Raw genomic sequence first — 15948 nt, forward strand, 5'->3', positions numbered from 1 at the left:
TTAAAAACAAAGATGAGCATTGAGGTGAAAAAGCTTGTTGTACATTATGTAGACAAGCAAGACGAAGAAACGCAAATTCATTTACGTGAAGACGAGATGGCCGTTAATGATAGGGTCAATGTATTTATTGAGCAGTTGCACCATGCATATAATGGAAAACCTGGCAAAGGTTTTTGCGCATTTGATGGTGACAAAAATAGTACAGTGGCATCTGCGATGCAAAGTTATCGTAATAATGAGCTGGGCTTTTGGCATTTGACACAGCAGGCAACTGAAGTGTTAAAAGAAGAGCTAAATAAATATGCGTTTCATGAAACGGGTTATTTAATTTTTTGCCATTATCAATATGTCGGTTGCGATTATATGCTGATTGCTCAAATTAGCATTAAAGAGCATTATTCGATCACTTCTGAACTTGATTTAGCAAGTTCCAGACACTTGGATATTTCTCGAATGCAGTTAGCAGCGCGTATTGATTTGACAGCATGGGACACACAGGCAGAAGAGAATCGCTATATTTCTTTTATTAAAGGCCGAGCAGGGCGAAAAGTTGCTGACTTTTTCTTAGACTTTTTAGGGTGTGCAGAAGGGGTTGATCCTAAGCAGCAATCACAGACTATGTTGCATGCAGTTGAAGATTATTTAGCTGAGCAGCAGTTTGAAAAATCAGAAAAAGACGTCATCAGAAAAGAAGTATTTGATTACTGCAATGACTGTATTAATAGTGGCGAAGATGCTGATATCGAAGGCTTATCAGATACGCTTTCGAAATCTTCAGATGTTCAGTTTGAGGATTTTTATAAAGAGCAGGGCTATGAACTGGAAGAGTCATTCCCACTTGATAAAAAGACTGTGACTGCAATGGTTAAGTTTTCGGGTATGGGCGGTGGCGTAAGTGTTGGATTCGAGAGAAAGCACTTAGGTGAGCGCGTCATTTATGATCCAGTTAGTGATACGCTTACTATCAAAGGCGTCCCACCTAACTTAAAAGATCAGCTAGAAAAATATTCACAAGAAAAATAAAAAAGGCCACTATGGCCTTTTTATTTACATTGCAAAAAAGCGCTGACTAGGACTTACCTGTTACAACAAATTGCGCCAACTGTTGGCCCAATTTATCGGCAAGTTTTCCCATAGCATTGCTTTTTGCAGTATCTTTAAAGCTTGAAGCGGCTTTCACTTTAGCGTTAAAGTGCGCTTTTTCTTCGCCTTGTTCTTTTACCACAAGGTAGCTTTCAGCAAGGCTATAGAAAGTGCCTGACTTTTTCATATCTTGCCAATCAACACGGAAGCTCAAATCGAAATCAGCGCCCTGATTTGTGATTTTGATCCCTTGACTCGTCAGTGCTTTGGCAAGCATGTCTCTGACTTTTTGGTGCTTGCTATTATCTGCACTAATACTAAAGCTAATGTCATTTAATAGTGCATCTGCCATTTCTAGCTTTGCTCGCACAGTATTTGGCATACTGATGTGCGCGGCTTGAAGCATTTGCAAATAATTATTCAGTTTGTGCCGCTTAACACCGAGCTCTTTGAGTGCGACTGCACTTTTAAGTGCTAAGCTTTTACTTTTTTGAGCTTGAGATAATGAAAATTGACTGATCTCGTCATCAAGTGCATTGATCGATAACTCGGTTTGCATGACGGCTTCGGTACGATTGAATGCAGCCAAGGCATAAACAGTTTGTTTATCAGCACTGATATATTCATCTTCAATTTTTACGCCCTGTAACTGGATATTTGGGACTTTTGACTGAATATACTCATCAATGTGAAAGGTCATTGATTTATTGTCAGCTTGCTGGCTAATGGTCGTATTTGCAGAAATGGTCACATTCAGCTGCTTCGCCAGCGCGAGTCGGGCTGACTCTTGTGCTGCCAGTTTAGCTTGTTGTATGTCACCTGTATTTTGCGCATTGCCAACACCGTATACCATATAACTAGACGCTGGTGTCACAGTAATCCACTGTGGTGTGGTACTTTGTTGTGTTTGGCTCGCTGAATTACTCTGACAACCAGAAAGCAAAGCGACACTAAGCATTGTCGCTAAAAGTGGTTTAGAAGCCAAAACGTGAACGTTCCTGCAGTTTTTGTATTTTCTTTTGTCCATTCCATACCTCACGGTTTGTCGTCATATCAATAAGACGTAAATCAACTTGGTAAAAAGTCACGCGATCACCACCTTGCTCATCAACAAAAGAGTTGATAGTACCAGACAGTGCATAATCAGCGCCGTACTCTTGTCCCATTTCATTTTGACTATCAAGGCTTGAATTCAGCTCTTGGTCTTTACGTTCATCGCGGATTTCTTTTCTGACATCTTTGTTTGCGACGAAGTCAGCTTGTCCGCTGCGTAAAATTGAACGCTTTAAGTCATTCAAAAAAGTATCTACAGCAATGTGCTGGTGAGACTTGTTACGTACTGATTGAATGATAATAGCAGGTTTAGAACCTTCTTTTTGTAAGTGATCGTTTACCCATGGAAAGCTCAGCATGTCATTGATCATTGCTTCAGCAACTAGTTGCGAGTCCTTTGCATTCCATTTGTCTGATAATGCAACCTCTTGATTTGCATCTACTCTTTGGACCTTGGTTGACGAGCAACCAGAAACCGCAAGAGTACAAGCAACAAAAAGCGGAGTAAGTTTAAGTAAGGTCTTATTACATTTCATAACAATTTTTCCATTATAAAAAAGTTGAATCTGGGGTTTCGATACGTGTTTCTTGTAAAAATGTACGTGTGTGCCAAAGCGTCACGTCGTCAACAATCTGGATTGTTTCGCTCTGCTCTAGAACGATACCAGATGCTAAATAGGTTTTTAGTGTAATGGTATGTTCTCCTTTTGAGACGGGTAGCTGAACATAATTGATTTGCGCAGGCAAAGAATGCCATTGTCTTAAATCAGCAGACGCCGTCACCGCATTTACAACGGAGGTAGCAAGTTTTGCAAACCCTGAGAATGAAGCATCTAACCCAGTCGCCGAAATTGCTTTTTGAGCAGTTAATGATTTGACTATCTCTCTTGCCAAGGCAATTTGTATTTCTGAGTTGGCATTATTTAGCGCATCTTGTAACGTCAGCAGGCTAACTGAATAGATTTTATCTAAGTTAGCGACTTTTTTATCGCCTACCCATACTTCAGAGCGCTCTATTTCTTGCTTAAGAGGCTCAAGGTAGGTAACTGAAATACGGCTCCCGTACTGAAGGGCGCTGATCAAGCCGATATCTACTGCGTCATCCCAAATTGGGCCCAGCGGTATACGCTTCGTAAGGCCACCCATAACGACGTCGCTGATATCACCAGTCGCATAATTTTGGATTAAGTCAAATATGCTGGTATCTGCATAAAGCATTTGAAACCAGCGCATTTGCGCTTGTTGCTCTCGTCGCGTACCCCATAAAATGGGTGTCATAACAAGTGCTTTGGCTTCTTCATCTACATTTAAAAGTAAGTTGAATTGCTTTCTTTGCGGTCCAATCCCGACATCTTGCAAAATGTTTAAAATTGGTTGAGCAGTTTGACTGGTTGCGATTTTAAGCTCAGATTTTAGTTGTGCCACTTCATTAGAGTAACCTCCTGCCATTTCCATCACACGAATAAGGTCTTTCTTGATCTGGCTTATAACCGTCGGATTGATATCGTATTGCTTAGCAAAGCCATTCTCAAAAGCTTGGATGGCACGTTGATACTGTATCCTAGCGGAGTCTAGCTCTTGGCTGCGCTCAAAAAGGATGCCACTGACATAATGTGCAAAAGCATCATCTTTATATTCTATATCCTTAAGCAAATCATTTGGTGCAAATAATGGCCTTGTTAAATTATCTATTTGCTCAGTTAATTGATCTAAGCCTGAAGGCTGCTCTTCATCATCATAGCCCCCAGTTGTGTCTTTCAACCCTGAAAGATAGGTATCAAGTTGCCGCATTTCGACAAGGGCTGAATCTAAAAAGCTTTGACGGTCAGCGTTAGGTTGATTCGCTAGTGCATTATAGTTTAACGCTTTATAAAAGTTGATGAGCGGTCGATGATATACCTTACCTGCATAGGTGGTGAATGACGGTCCACTTAATAAAGCAAGTGCACTTTCTGACACACTGATGGTGTACTGTTCTTCTATGATTTGCTGTGCTTGGGTTAGTTGTTGGTTACTGAGCTGGTAATTACCTTGTAGGTGATTAAGCATACCTAACTCTAAGTAATGTAGGAGTTTGCTCTTGCCTGTAGCCGAGTAATCTGCTCGTATTGTTTGTTTCGCTGATTCAAACTCACCTTGCTGAGCGAGTAGAATTGCATTTTTATTTGCTGGGGTACTTTGGCATCCACTGAGAAAAAACAGATAAATGACTGTAAAGAAAGCAAAGTGCTGTTTAGTGGTTATGTTATTTTGCACGTTGACATCCATGACTTGTTAAAAACATGACAGTGACTATACCAATTTATTCAGTTATATTGTCAGCAAGTTTAAGATTTTTTTAGTTTTTTTAAAGAATAAAGTTGTAAAAAATCGTTCTTACAATTTATTACTGTAATTAGCCGAGCCTTTTGTTAAATTTAAATCATCGCTTAGGCAATCATTCTTACGAAGGAAAATACCATGAAACTTAAATCGCTACTTACTACTGTGCTTGTTACAGGGATCTTGGCAGGTTGTAGCTCGACGCAAGATCAGTCTGCTTCTCAATCTAAAGTAAATATTCCAGATTGGGTATTGAACCCAACGATTGAAAACGGCATTGCGGCTGCTGACTGTGTCAAATTCTCTGGTAATATTTCAATCGATCAAAAAAGCTCTGTTGCAAATGCGCGTTTAGCATTAGCGCAACAAATTGAAACTCGTATTGAAGGTTTGGACAAAACATTTGCAAACCGCACTGATGCTAATGACGATACGACAGTAGGTTCTACGTTTAGTTCAGTATCAAAGCAACTAACAAAGCAAACACTGAATGGTTCTCGTGTAAATAAAGCAGATGTGGTGGAAATTGGCGGGAAAGATTACTACTGTTCTCTGGTTGTATTATCACCACAACTCACTCATTCACTATTTAAAGATGTGATCAAAGAGACAAAGAAAGAAATCAACCCACAAGATGAGAAATTCTTATATCAAGAATTTAAAGCTTATAAAGCTGAAAAAGATTTAGAAAAAGAAATTGCTCGATTGACGAATTAATACAGCGCGCCTTTTGGCGCGTTTTTGCTTTTAAGGATATTAAAGTGAAGAAAGTACTCGCATTAACAATCGCTTCTCAATTTGTAGTAAGTACTGCTATTGCAAGTACTTCGGCACTTTTTGGCGAACTGTCAAAAGAGATGCAGGGTTATGATAGTAAGGCGCAATCAACCCCAGAATCAAGCTCGGAGCAATCTGAATTTGAACAGTTCAAAGCTCAGCATTTAGGAGAATATGAGGAGTTTGTTGAGCAGCACCTTGCAGAATATGACGCATTCAGAGATGAGCTTATCAAAGAGTGGGGTGAAGCTAAAGTTGCCTCGCAGACTGAATATGTATCTTATTCTGAAGACAATCGTTCGAGGTTAGAAGTTGATTTTGAGCGCAATGAAATTGTTTTAAGTATTCGCCATGAAGGTGAGGGTGCACCGTCAAAATCGGACGTGCAAAAAGAGTTCGAGCGCTTTCGAAAAGCCGAAACTGCTTTAATGCAAACGTTTTTTAGTGGTGAACAAGTATCGCTAGAGCAGGCCAGTATTCACGATTACGATATTGATCGAAATTTAAAGGTCAATGCAATTATTGATGCGAAAGCAAAAATTAAACAACAAACGGTAGAGCAAAAGCAGCTATTAGATAAAAAAGCGGATGAGCAACTGGCGCTAGATGAAGAGAGTGCTAGAATCGCAGCTGAAAAGCTTGCGCAAGATAAAGCAAAGTTAGAGCAGCTTGAAGTTAAACGCATCCAAAACTTAGCACAGTCAGTGAGACAGATAGCGGGTCAGAATGATGAAAAAGTGACCAAGGTCACTATCAAACTACCGCAGGGTAGCCTAGCCAAAAAAAGGGCATCTAATTACACCGGTGATATTGCCAAGCATAGTGAGCGGTTTAAGATAGACTCAAGTCTAGTCTTGGCGGTAATGCACACAGAAAGTCACTTCAACCCGTTAGCTAAGTCACATATTCCTGCATATGGACTAATGCAAGTTGTACCGACCAGCGCGGGAGTTGATGTTAATCGGTTTTTGTTTAAAATTGATGCACCTATGAGCGCACCGTATCTATACGTTGTGAACAATAATATTGAAGCAGGCACCGCCTACCTTCATCTACTCAACGATAGGTATTTAAGCCGAATCAAAGATCCGCTTAGTCGTAAATATTGTATGATTGCTGCATATAATACTGGTGCAGGCAATGTCGCTAGAGTCTTTAATACGAATGATTCTAGAAATATCCGTGAGGCGGCTAAAGTTATCAATTCTATGCCACCAGAACGAGTACTAGAGGCTCTACAAGCTGGTTTGCCTTATGATGAAACAAAGCACTATCTTAAAAAAGTGTTGGCTGCTGAAAAGTTATATATTTAAATCGATTAGAAGTAGCAAGCTTTTGCTTGCTACTTCGTAAATGATGGTCCAAATTAATCCTGACCTGACCTGACCTGACCTGACCTGACCTGACCTGACCTGACCTGACCTGACCTGACCTGACCTGACCTGACCTGACCTGACCTGACCTGACCTGACCTGACCTGACCTGACCTGACCTGACCTGACCTGACCTGACCTGACCTGACCTGACCTGACCTGACCTGACCTGACCTGACCTGACCTGACCTGACCTGACCTGAAAAGGATGCTCCGATAGAATCTTTGGTTTAAAGCTAACATTGAATAAGCACAGTGTTAGTTGAGTTAAATTGGATAAGGTAGGGATTTTAGAGTAAAAAAAAGCCAGTCATAATGACTGGCTTTTTTGCTTCTAAAAGAGTGACAAGTTGTTATTCAACAGCTTGTGGTGAGGCCATTTGAGCACTTGCACGTGCCGTTGGAGATTTGGATCCAACTCCTAGACCACTTGACTTAATTACAGCTCTTAGTTCATCTGGCATTGCCTGAGGTACTGCCACATCTGATAAAGCTTCAGAAGAGCTTGCCTTAGTCATTGGTGAAGCAGATGTCTTGCTATAACGAACACGGCTCTGAGCTACAGCAACAGGTGCTTGCTCAGCAACAGGCGCAGGCTCAGCAACAGGTGCTTGCTCAGCAACAGGCGCAGGCTCAGCAACAGGCGCAGGCTCAGCAACAGGTGCAGGCTCAGCAACAGGTGCAGGCTCAGCAATAGGTGCAGGCTCAGCAATAGGCGCAGGCTCAGCAACAGGTGCTTGCTCAGCAATAGGCGCAGGCTCAGCAACAGGTGCTTGCTCAGCAATAGGCGCAGGCTCAGCAACAGGTGCTTGCTCAACAACAGGTGCTTGCTCAGCAATAGGCGCAGGCTCAGCAACAGGTGCTTGCTCAGCAATAGGCGCAGGCTCAGCAGCAGGTGCTTGCTCAACAACAGGTGCTTGCTCAGCAACAGGTGCAGGCTCAGTAACAGGTGCTTGCTCAGCAACAGGTGCTTGCTCAGCAACAGGTGCTTGCTCAGCAACAGGTGCTTGCTCAGCAACAGGTGCTTGCTCAGCAACAGGTGCTTGCTCAGCAACAGGTGCTTGCTCAGCAACAGGTGCTTGCTCAGCAACAGGTGCTTGCTCAGCAACAGGTGCTTGCTCAGCAACAGGTACTTGCTCAGTTGATTGAGGCTGATTTGAGCGCATCTGTGCTTCAAACTCGGCTGCGGCTTGATCCGCAACAGGAACAAATGCCGGTTCAGATTGACGATTCGCTGATTCACCACGCTTGCGTCTTTGACCTGCCGCTCTTAGGTGGCGAGGTGAACGTCTAGAGCGCGTCTTAGCTTCACGCTTGTCCGCATCGACTTCTTCATTTTGCTCTGCTTGTTCAGCATTAACAGTTGGTGTTTCTGTGTCTTCAATCACAGGTGTGACCACTTCAGAGTTTGGCGCTGTGGCAGGCTCTGCTTTTACATTCGTCTCTGCAGTCGCTTTAACATCTTCAATTACAGCAGGTTCGTTGACAGGGCTTTCAACTGTGTCACGTTTCACTGGCTCTGCTGGCGTTTGCGTCTCTACTGTTTGTACTTGCTCTTGAGTTGCATCGACTTTATTTTCGACACGCACTTTTTTGCGCAAATTACGACGTTGACGACGTTGTTTAACAGGCTTTTCTTTTGGTTCTTGCTGAGTTTCTTGTTGCTGATTCTCGTTAGTCGCATTTTTCGCTTTATCGGAATCTGAACGTTTACGATTGTTCTGACGGCGGCGCTTATTACGATTCTCAGAGCGCTCTTGATTGTCAGAACGTTCTTTATCCTCACCTTTGCCCAAATTATCGTTCGTTGTGTTTGCATCTTTTTGTGCATCACCACGGCCGCGACCTTTTCTACGTTGATTACGGCGACGGTTATCCGGCTTACCACGGCGCTTAGGTTGCTGCTTTTTCTCATCTTCTTTAGGTTGCTCTTCTTCAGAAGAAAACAGCCCTTTAAGCCAGTTACTCACACGAGTTAGTAAACCCGCTTTTTGTTCAGCTACTGGTTGCTCATTTTTAGGTGCAGTTGCTTTTGGTGCGCTCGGTTGTGAAGCGGGTGCAGGCGCTGTTGGCATAACAACGCCTTTGAGTACAGGCTCTTCTTTTGGTGTAGCCTGAGTCATCTGCACTTCAACAATATCTGCTTCTGGCTCAGCAACCTGCTCATAGCTTGCTAGCTCAGGCACGTCGTCTTTTCTCAAGCGTACAACTTCGTAGTGAGGTGTTTCTAAGTGCTGGTTTGGGATAATGACAACGTGACAATTATGTCTTTTCTCGATGCGTTGTACCGCACGGCGCTTTTCATTCAATAAGAAAGAGCCAACTTTGACAGGTACTTGTGCGTTTACCTGAGCTGTATTTTCTTTAATCGCTTCTTCTTCAATCAAACGCAAGATTGACAGCGCGATAGATTCGTTCGAGCGAATTGTGCCTTGTCCATTACAGCGTGGGCATGAATGTTGACTCGCTTCGCCAAGAGATGGGCGTAAGCGTTGGCGAGACATCTCAAGAAGACCAAACCTTGATATCTTACCAATTTGAACGCGTGCTCTGTCTGCTCTTACTGCTTCTTTTAAGCGATTTTCAACTTCACGCTGATGACGAGGAGGAGTCATGTCGATGAAATCAATGACAATCAGGCCACCGAGATCTCGTAGTCTCAATTGTCTTGCAATTTCATCAGCCGCTTCTAAATTTGTATTCAGCGCTGTTTCTTCGATATCACCGCCTTTTGTCGCCTTAGACGAGTTGATATCGATAGAAGTCAAAGCTTCAGTTGGGTCTATGACAATCGAACCACCAGAAGGCAAACGCACTTCACGTTGGAATGCAGACTCAATTTGACTTTCAATTTGGTAATGCGTGAATAGAGGTACATCGTTTTTGTATAGTTTCACGCGGTTAATGAAGTCAGGTCTAAAGCGCTCGATGTGTGCTCTGGCTTCATCAAACACTTTTTGCTTGTCGATAAGAATTTCACCGATATCGCGGCGTAAATAGTCACGGATCGCTCTAAAAATAACGTTACTTTCTTGATGGATCAAAAAAGGTGCTTTTCGGCTATCTGCGGCTTCTTGAATCGCTTGCCAATGCACAAGTAGTGCTTTCAAATCATATTCAAGCTCTTCAAATGACTTGCCAACGCCGGCTGTGCGAACGATAAGCCCCATGCCCTTAGGTAGTTTAAGGCGGCTTAACGCTTCTTTTAGCTCAATGCGCTCGTCACCTTCAATACGACGTGAAATACCCCCTGCACGAGGATTGTTAGGCATTAAAACAAGGTAGCTACCTGCAACGCTAATGAAAGTTGTCAGTGCTGCACCTTTTTGTCCTCGCTCTTCTTTGTCAACTTGAACGATAACTTCTTGACCTTCTTTAATAACGTCTTTGATATTAGGACGTCCATTAAATGTGTAGCCATCAGGGAAGTATGTTTTAGCGATTTCTTTAAGGGGAAGGAAGCCGTGACGCTCTGCGCCATAATCGACAAAAGCAGCTTCAAGAGAGGGTTCAATTCGGGTTATTTTGCCTTTATAAATATTGGCTTTCTTTTGTTCGTGACCAGGGCTCTCTATATCTAAATCGTATAGACGCTGGCCATCAACCAGTGCAACGCGCATTTCTTCTTGCTGCGTCGCATTGATTAGCATGCGTTTCATATTCTTATATACTCTATTTACTATATTTACCGTCCGATAGTTACATTACATCGAAGGGTAAAATTTTACTCATACTATTCTTGTGTACCATTGCAGGCAGTTTAAATGTTCCTGTTACTAATGCAGTCTCACGACTGGGGAGAAGGGAACTTAGTCTGTTTTAACACTTACAGCCTGAATTATCTCAAAGGCGGGTTAAAAAATAGCGTTCATTTTGCCTACAGAACTCGCTCGGGTTAAACATACCCACAAATTTACACAAGACACGATAGTTTTGCTTTTACATTACTTGTACGTCGCGTCTGGCGATTAAAAGATGAACTGTTACACGCTTCACCTTATGCCAATTACACGTAATAATTGTCTTAGGTCGGAGATAAAAGCTTTGGAAATCTTAGCTCTGATCTGTATGATCCTCCACCCAAGATGTGCATCACGACAGTTTATTTGCGATAAAAAGCAGTGCTCGCAAAATTTGCGAGTCGATTATCCCACTAATAACTGTGTGATAGCAACTAAATTATTACTCAAATCAGTGATTAGGCAATGTCAGAAAAGAATGGTTTACAAGTTACCTTTGTAACTATCACCGAAGATCAGTTAGGTCAGCGTATTGATAACTTTTTAGTTACGCACTTAAAAGGTGTACCAAAAAGTGCTGTCTATAAAATTTTGAGAAAAGGCGAGGTACGCGTAAACAAAAAGCGTGTAAAGCCAGTATACAAACTACAAATTGATGATGTAGTGCGGATCCCTCCTATTAAGACAGCGGAGAAAACCGAGTTTGTACCAAAAAACTTAGACCGTGTAGCTGGGCTTGAAGACTGCATAATATATGAAGATAAGTACTTGATAGTTATAAATAAGCCTTCAGGTATGGCAGTGCATGGTGGGAGTGGTTTAAGCTATGGGTTAATAGAAGCCATTCGTGCGTTAAGGCCTCAAGAGAAATCACTAGAACTGGTACATCGTCTAGATAGAGATACTTCGGGCTGCTTATTAATTTCTAAACGTCGAGCAGTGTTAAAAGGATTGCACGAACAGTTAAGAGAAAAAACCATGGAGAAGAACTATTGGGCTCTGGTTGCTGGAGAATGGTCTTCAAAACATAAAAACGTCACTGAACCTTTGAGAAAAAACACGCTTAAATCGGGTGAGCGCGTGGTTCGCGTGGATCAAGAAGAAGGTAAAGCATCACATACTCGTTTTCGTGTACTTGAAAGATTTAATGGTGCGACATTGGTACAAGCGTCTCCTGTAACTGGACGCACGCATCAGATCCGTGTTCACACTCAGTGCAAAGGGCATCCAATTGCGTGTGATGACAAATATGGTGATCAAGCTTTTGATGCCCAAATGCGCAGCAAGGGGTTAGGTCGTTTATTCCTGCATGCAAGAGAACTTCGTTTTTTACATCCTAAAACTGAGACTACGTTGCACGTTGAAGCGCCGCTTGACGATGCGCTTACCTCATGTATCAAAACATTAAGAGAAGATAATGGATTATAAACTGGTCATTTTTGATTGGGACGGTACTGTGATGGACACAGTGCCAAAAATTGTAAATACAATTAACAAAGTAGCTGATACATATGGGTTTCCCAGAGAAACTCAAGAAAAAACTCAAAGCATTATTGGCCTGTCTTTACAGACTGCGCTGGAAACATTGTTTCCTGCGCAGAATTATCGTAGCGCCGAGTTAGCAGAAGCATATAAAACTATTTATCGTGATGTAGACCAAACACCTACCGAGTTGTTTAAAGGGGTTGAAGATGTACTGCAGTTTCTTTCTAATCACAATATCAAGTTAGCGGTTGCAACGGGTAAGAGTCGACCAGGCTTAGACAGGCTGCTATTAGAATCTGGATTAGGTGGTTATTTCGCTGTAACGCGCACAGCTGATGAAGCTGAGTCTAAACCAAGTCCAGATATGATCCAGCAAATTTTGAGTGAACTGGATATTTCACCAGAGCAGGCTGTAATGATCGGTGATACAACGATAGACATGGACATGGCAAGAAACGCCGGGGTCGCCGCAATTGGGGTGACGTTTGGTGTGGCAAATCGAAATGAACTGGCACAGTATAGTCCAGTTCACATTATCGATGAATTTGAACAATTACTGACTTGCTTGGCTTAATACGTCTACACCAAATTCAGCCAATATTTTTGTCAGTTCAATTAATGGAAGACCTATTAATGTGTTTGGGTCTTCTCCTTCCAGTTTATTAAACAAGCAAATTCCCAGACCTTCACTTTTAAAACTGCCAGCGCAATTGTATGGCTGTTCAAGATCTAAATAATTTGAGATTTGTGTTTCAGTTAACTCCCTAAAATAGACCTTAAATGGGACTACTTTAGTGATTGATCTTTGCTCTTCAATACAGAAAACGCTTAGTCCTGTATAAAAAGTAACACATTGTCCACTAAATAGAGAAAGTTGTTTTATCGCATTTTCTTTAGTGTGTGGTTTCCCTAGTACTTTATTGTTGAATACAGCGACTTGATCAGAGCCTATAGCTAAGCCGTCAGAAAAGTGTTTGGCTGCTTCTTGTGCTTTATTTTCACTTAGACGATGCACTAACGATTGCGGTGATTCCCCCTCTAGAGCGGACTCGTCTATGTCTGGTGAGAAAGCAGCGAACGGTAAAGCAATTTTTTTTAAAATTTGCTGCCTAAAAGGTGAGCTTGAGGCTAATATAATAGGTGTTTTCATCAGGCTATTTGTGTCTGAATTGAGTAATTGACTCAAGGATAAGCCTTAGTCAGCGAAAAACAATAGGAAAGTTTATTTTTACTTTGACTAAACCACTAACAATCTATATGATGCAGCCCCTATGCAAAAGGTGAAAATTCCCATCACTCTTGATCCAGGCAGGGCAGCGCAACGTCGAGCTACTTATGACGGCATTGTGTCGCTTGAAGAACTTTCTCGACTGCAGCAAGTTGTGCAGGATCAGGTAGGTGAAATAGCGGTAACTATTCATTGCGATATTGACCAGCAAGGTTTGGTTGTGATCCGAGGCTCAGCTCGGGCACAAGTAACTGTGGTGTGTCAACGTTGTAATGATGAATTAGGGTTGGATTTGGCTCAAGACTTTGCGTATTCGCCAGTCGGATTAGGTGCAGAGTCGGATGATCTTCCTGAAAGCTACGATGTAGTGGAATTAGATGAAGAAGGCGAAATTAATCTTCGGCAATTAATTGAAGATGAATTGATTTTGGCAATTCCTATAGTTCCTATGCATGATGAAGCTTCATGTTCGTTTTCAAACAAGCCTGTGAGCTTTGGCGAAATCGAAGCAGAAGATAGTAAACCAAATCCATTTGAAATTTTAAAACAACTTAAGAAAGATTCTTAGGAGAAGGCTAATGGCGGTACAAAAAAGCAAAGTGACTCGTTCACGTCGTGGCATGCGTCGTTCACACGATGCAATCAGCGGACCAGCTTTAACTGTAGACCAAGTTTCAGGTGAGACTCATCGTCGTCACCACGTAACTGCAGATGGTTACTACAAAGGCGTTAAAGTAATTTCTAACTAAGAGATTGCTTTATGCTGACCAATCTAACCATTGCGTTAGATATGATGGGGGGCGATTACGGCCCCCGTTCATCTATTCCTGCTGCAATTCTAGCAGTTGAAAAATACCCAAATCTCACTTTATTACTGTGCGGTAATGAAGCTGTTTTACGTCAAGCTCTCAGCCAAGAACAAAAATTAAATCATCCTCGGCTGATAATTAAGCATTGCGACGAAGTCGTTACTAATAATTGCGAACCCGCACATGCGCTGAGAAACAAGCGCAAGTCCTCAATGCGCATTTCACTTGATCTTGTCAAATCGGGCCAAGCACAAGCGTGCGTTAGCTCTGGCAATACTGGCGCGTTATTATCTATGGCGCATTATGTCTTAAAAATGCTGCCTGGTATCAAGCGACCTGCATTAATCACATCCATGCCGACCGAAAAAAAACAACCGGTATACTTACTCGATTTAGGGGCTAATGTACTTTGCGACCCTGAAACACTATTTCAATTTGCCATTATGGGCTCCATTGTTGCTGGTGAATCGCTAAATAAAGAAAACCCAAAAGTGAGTTTGCTAAATATCGGTGCGGAAGATATCAAAGGTCATGAAGGTATTAAGCAAGCCGCCAAATTAATGAGTGAGTGTAGCTACATTAATTATCAAGGGTATTGCGAAGGAAGTGATATTTTCTCTGGTAAGTCAGATGTGATTGTCTGTGAAGGGTTTGTTGGTAACATTGCTTTAAAAACTTGCGAGGGAATTGCTAAGTTAATCATGCTAAAATTCACGAAAGCCTTGAAAAAGCACTTTTTCTATAAGGCGCTTGCATTTTTATTACGCCCGGTGATAAAAAAACTGTATAAAAAGGTGAACCCCGACCAGTATAACGGCGCAAGTCTGGTAGGATTGCGTGGTATTGTCGTAAAAAGTCACGGAAATGCTTCGAATAAGGCATTTTTAGCAGCGATCGATGAAGCTGTTAGAGAGGTTAATCGACGCATTCCCGAAAAGATACAAACAGCTTTTGAAAAAATGTCGGATGTGGAAGAAACGTCTATAAGCTAGCAAGAACGCCACTTTTTTAGCACATTTCGCGTCCATTTAAATAAAGTTGTTTTTATATAATCATTTTTCGTCAAACGTCTTCAGTAAGTGTAACCGGTTTATTCTATTCCACTCATTGTTGATGGACGAATTTAAGACGAGTAAAAGAGCATCATATGTCACAAAAAATTGCTTTACTTTTCCCTGGTCAAGGCTCTCAGAGCGTTGGCATGCTATCAGAGTTGCTAGAATCTTCTGAGGTTGTAAAAAACACTTTTGCAGAGGCATCAGAAGCACTTGGATATGATCTTCAAGATTTGGTATTGAATGGTCCTGAGGAAGAGTTAAATAAAACGCATAAAACTCAGCCAGCGCTATTAACAGCAAGCGTTGCGATTTTCCGTCATTGGCAAACCAAAAACCTTGATGTTGAGCTAGTATTAGCAGGCCATAGTTTAGGTGAATATTCTGCGTTGGTGTGTGCTGGTGTTATTGAACTTGCAGAAGCAGTCAAGCTAGTTGAAAAGCGTGGCTTATATATGCAAGAAGCTGTGCCTGCAGGTACGGGCTCGATGGCAGCTATTATCGGTTTAGGTGACGATGTTATTGCTAAAGTGTGCGAAGAGTCTGCGCAAGGCCAAGTCGTTTCACCAGTAAATTATAACTCACCTGGGCAAGTTGTTATTGCTGGACATAAAGAAGCGGTTGAGCGTGCAAGTGAAGCATGTAAAGAGGCTGGAGCAAAACGCGCGCTGCCTCTTTCTGTTAGCGTGCCGTCTCATTGTGAGTTAATGAAGCCTGCGGCTGAGCGTTTGGCGGCAGATTTAGAAAGTTTGGCTTTTGCTGAGCCTAAATATCAGGTAATCAACAACGTCGATGTTGCAGTGGCACAAAATGCTGCAGAGATAAAAGATGCTTTGATTAGACAGCTATTTAGCCCAGTACGTTGGACCGAAACTGTGCAACAACTAGCAGCGCAGGAAATTACTCAAGCTTATGAGTTTGGTCCAGGTAAAGTATTGACAGGTTTGGCTAAGAGAATCGATAAATCAGTTAAATGTGCTGCTGCTAACGATTTAGCATCAGTTGAAAGTGCAGAATAATTAG

At 42.1% G+C, this 15948-nt stretch carries 14 protein-coding genes; 9 read left to right on the forward strand and 5 right to left on the reverse strand.

Annotated elements, in window-relative coordinates; genetic code table 11:
• Window positions 1-12: 12 nt before the first annotated feature.
• Entirely contained in the window at window positions 13-1023 is a 1011-nt protein-coding gene (gene yejK / locus AC2CZC_RS12690; protein ID WP_063363909.1) for a nucleoid-associated protein YejK, read from the forward strand.
• A gap of 46 nt (window positions 1024-1069) precedes the next feature.
• Here yejK and AC2CZC_RS12695 read toward each other — a convergent pair whose 3' ends face one another.
• Genes AC2CZC_RS12695 through AC2CZC_RS12705 form a run of 3 tightly spaced genes read right to left on the reverse strand, consistent with a single transcriptional unit; the run spans window position 1070 to window position 4392 of the window.
• Window positions 1070-2068, reverse strand: coding sequence for a hypothetical protein (locus tag AC2CZC_RS12695; protein ID WP_484582039.1), 999 nt, complete (start codon window positions 2066-2068; stop codon window positions 1070-1072).
• The gene (locus AC2CZC_RS12700) at window positions 2058-2672 is read right to left on the reverse strand and encodes a penicillin-binding protein activator LpoB (protein ID WP_063363911.1); all 615 of its coding nucleotides are present in this window, start codon (window positions 2670-2672) and stop codon (window positions 2058-2060) included. The genes AC2CZC_RS12695 and AC2CZC_RS12700 overlap by 11 nt, the downstream gene beginning before the upstream one ends.
• A gap of 13 nt (window positions 2673-2685) precedes the next feature.
• Complete coding sequence (locus tag AC2CZC_RS12705) at window positions 2686-4392, reverse strand: COG3014 family protein (protein WP_484582040.1); 1707 nt, start codon at window positions 4390-4392, stop codon at window positions 2686-2688.
• A gap of 204 nt (window positions 4393-4596) precedes the next feature.
• Between AC2CZC_RS12705 and AC2CZC_RS12710 the strand changes: the two genes are divergently transcribed.
• Window positions 4597-5175, forward strand: coding sequence for an LPP20 family lipoprotein (locus AC2CZC_RS12710; protein WP_063363913.1), 579 nt, complete (start codon window positions 4597-4599; stop codon window positions 5173-5175).
• Between the two features lie 44 nt (window positions 5176-5219).
• Window positions 5220-6548, forward strand: coding sequence for a transglycosylase SLT domain-containing protein (locus tag AC2CZC_RS12715; RefSeq protein WP_484582041.1), 1329 nt, complete (start codon window positions 5220-5222; stop codon window positions 6546-6548).
• A 413-nt stretch (window positions 6549-6961) separates the two neighbouring features.
• Here the strand turns inward: AC2CZC_RS12715 and rne are convergent, their stop codons facing one another.
• On the reverse strand, window positions 6962-10267 hold the full coding sequence (rne, locus tag AC2CZC_RS12720; RefSeq protein WP_484582042.1) for a ribonuclease E: 3306 nt from the start codon (window positions 10265-10267) through the stop codon (window positions 6962-6964).
• 546 nt (window positions 10268-10813) lie between these two features.
• On the opposite strand from rne, the gene rluC reads away from it, so the two are divergent.
• Window positions 10814-11776, forward strand: coding sequence for a 23S rRNA pseudouridine(955/2504/2580) synthase RluC (rluC, locus tag AC2CZC_RS12725; RefSeq protein WP_063362227.1), 963 nt, complete (start codon window positions 10814-10816; stop codon window positions 11774-11776).
• Window positions 11766-12407: an HAD family hydrolase gene (locus AC2CZC_RS12730; protein ID WP_484582043.1), complete on the forward strand. Its 642-nt coding sequence runs from the start codon at window positions 11766-11768 to the stop codon at window positions 12405-12407. Before rluC ends, AC2CZC_RS12730 begins: the two co-directional genes overlap by 11 nt.
• Here AC2CZC_RS12730 and AC2CZC_RS12735 read toward each other — a convergent pair.
• Window positions 12387-12983, reverse strand: coding sequence for a Maf family protein (locus tag AC2CZC_RS12735; protein WP_484584886.1), 597 nt, complete (start codon window positions 12981-12983; stop codon window positions 12387-12389). The two genes, AC2CZC_RS12730 and AC2CZC_RS12735, sit on opposite strands and share 21 nt — an antisense overlap.
• Before the next feature lie 121 nt (window positions 12984-13104).
• Here AC2CZC_RS12735 and yceD point away from each other — a divergent pair, with 121 nt between their 5' ends.
• The 4 genes from yceD (at window position 13105) to fabD (ending at window position 15944) form a co-directional block, all read left to right on the forward strand.
• Window positions 13105-13629, forward strand: a complete 525-nt coding sequence (gene yceD, locus AC2CZC_RS12740; RefSeq protein WP_063362225.1) for a 23S rRNA accumulation protein YceD — start codon at window positions 13105-13107, stop codon at window positions 13627-13629.
• 10 nt (window positions 13630-13639) lie between these two features.
• Complete coding sequence (gene rpmF, locus AC2CZC_RS12745) at window positions 13640-13810, forward strand: 50S ribosomal protein L32 (RefSeq protein ID WP_063362224.1); 171 nt, start codon at window positions 13640-13642, stop codon at window positions 13808-13810.
• Between the two features lie 11 nt (window positions 13811-13821).
• Window positions 13822-14862, forward strand: a complete 1041-nt coding sequence (plsX, locus tag AC2CZC_RS12750; RefSeq protein ID WP_484582044.1) for a phosphate acyltransferase PlsX — start codon at window positions 13822-13824, stop codon at window positions 14860-14862.
• 155 nt (window positions 14863-15017) lie between these two features.
• On the forward strand, window positions 15018-15944 hold the full coding sequence (fabD, locus tag AC2CZC_RS12755; protein WP_484582045.1) for an ACP S-malonyltransferase: 927 nt from the start codon (window positions 15018-15020) through the stop codon (window positions 15942-15944).
• The last annotated feature ends 4 nt before the right edge of the window (window positions 15945-15948 follow it).

Source organism: Pseudoalteromonas sp. MMG033 (assembly GCF_057197785.1).

What these genes read in the sequence shown, in the direction of transcription:
- rne (WP_484582042.1), bottom strand. Translation starts at nt 10,267, where the DNA reads ATGAAACGCATGCTAATCAATGCGACGCAGCAAGAAGAAATGCGCGTT.
- AC2CZC_RS12735 (WP_484584886.1), bottom strand. Translation starts at nt 12,983, where the DNA reads ATGAAAACACCTATTATATTAGCCTCAAGCTCACCTTTTAGGCAGCAA.
- AC2CZC_RS12730 (WP_484582043.1), top strand. Translation starts at nt 11,766, where the DNA reads ATGGATTATAAACTGGTCATTTTTGATTGGGACGGTACTGTGATGGAC.
- fabD (WP_484582045.1), top strand. Translation starts at nt 15,018, where the DNA reads ATGTCACAAAAAATTGCTTTACTTTTCCCTGGTCAAGGCTCTCAGAGC.
- rpmF (WP_063362224.1), top strand. Translation starts at nt 13,640, where the DNA reads ATGGCGGTACAAAAAAGCAAAGTGACTCGTTCACGTCGTGGCATGCGT.
- rluC (WP_063362227.1), top strand. Translation starts at nt 10,814, where the DNA reads ATGTCAGAAAAGAATGGTTTACAAGTTACCTTTGTAACTATCACCGAA.
- yejK (WP_063363909.1), top strand. Translation starts at nt 13, where the DNA reads ATGAGCATTGAGGTGAAAAAGCTTGTTGTACATTATGTAGACAAGCAA.
- AC2CZC_RS12700 (WP_063363911.1), bottom strand. Translation starts at nt 2,672, where the DNA reads ATGAAATGTAATAAGACCTTACTTAAACTTACTCCGCTTTTTGTTGCT.
- yceD (WP_063362225.1), top strand. Translation starts at nt 13,105, where the DNA reads ATGCAAAAGGTGAAAATTCCCATCACTCTTGATCCAGGCAGGGCAGCG.
- plsX (WP_484582044.1), top strand. Translation starts at nt 13,822, where the DNA reads ATGCTGACCAATCTAACCATTGCGTTAGATATGATGGGGGGCGATTAC.
- AC2CZC_RS12710 (WP_063363913.1), top strand. Translation starts at nt 4,597, where the DNA reads ATGAAACTTAAATCGCTACTTACTACTGTGCTTGTTACAGGGATCTTG.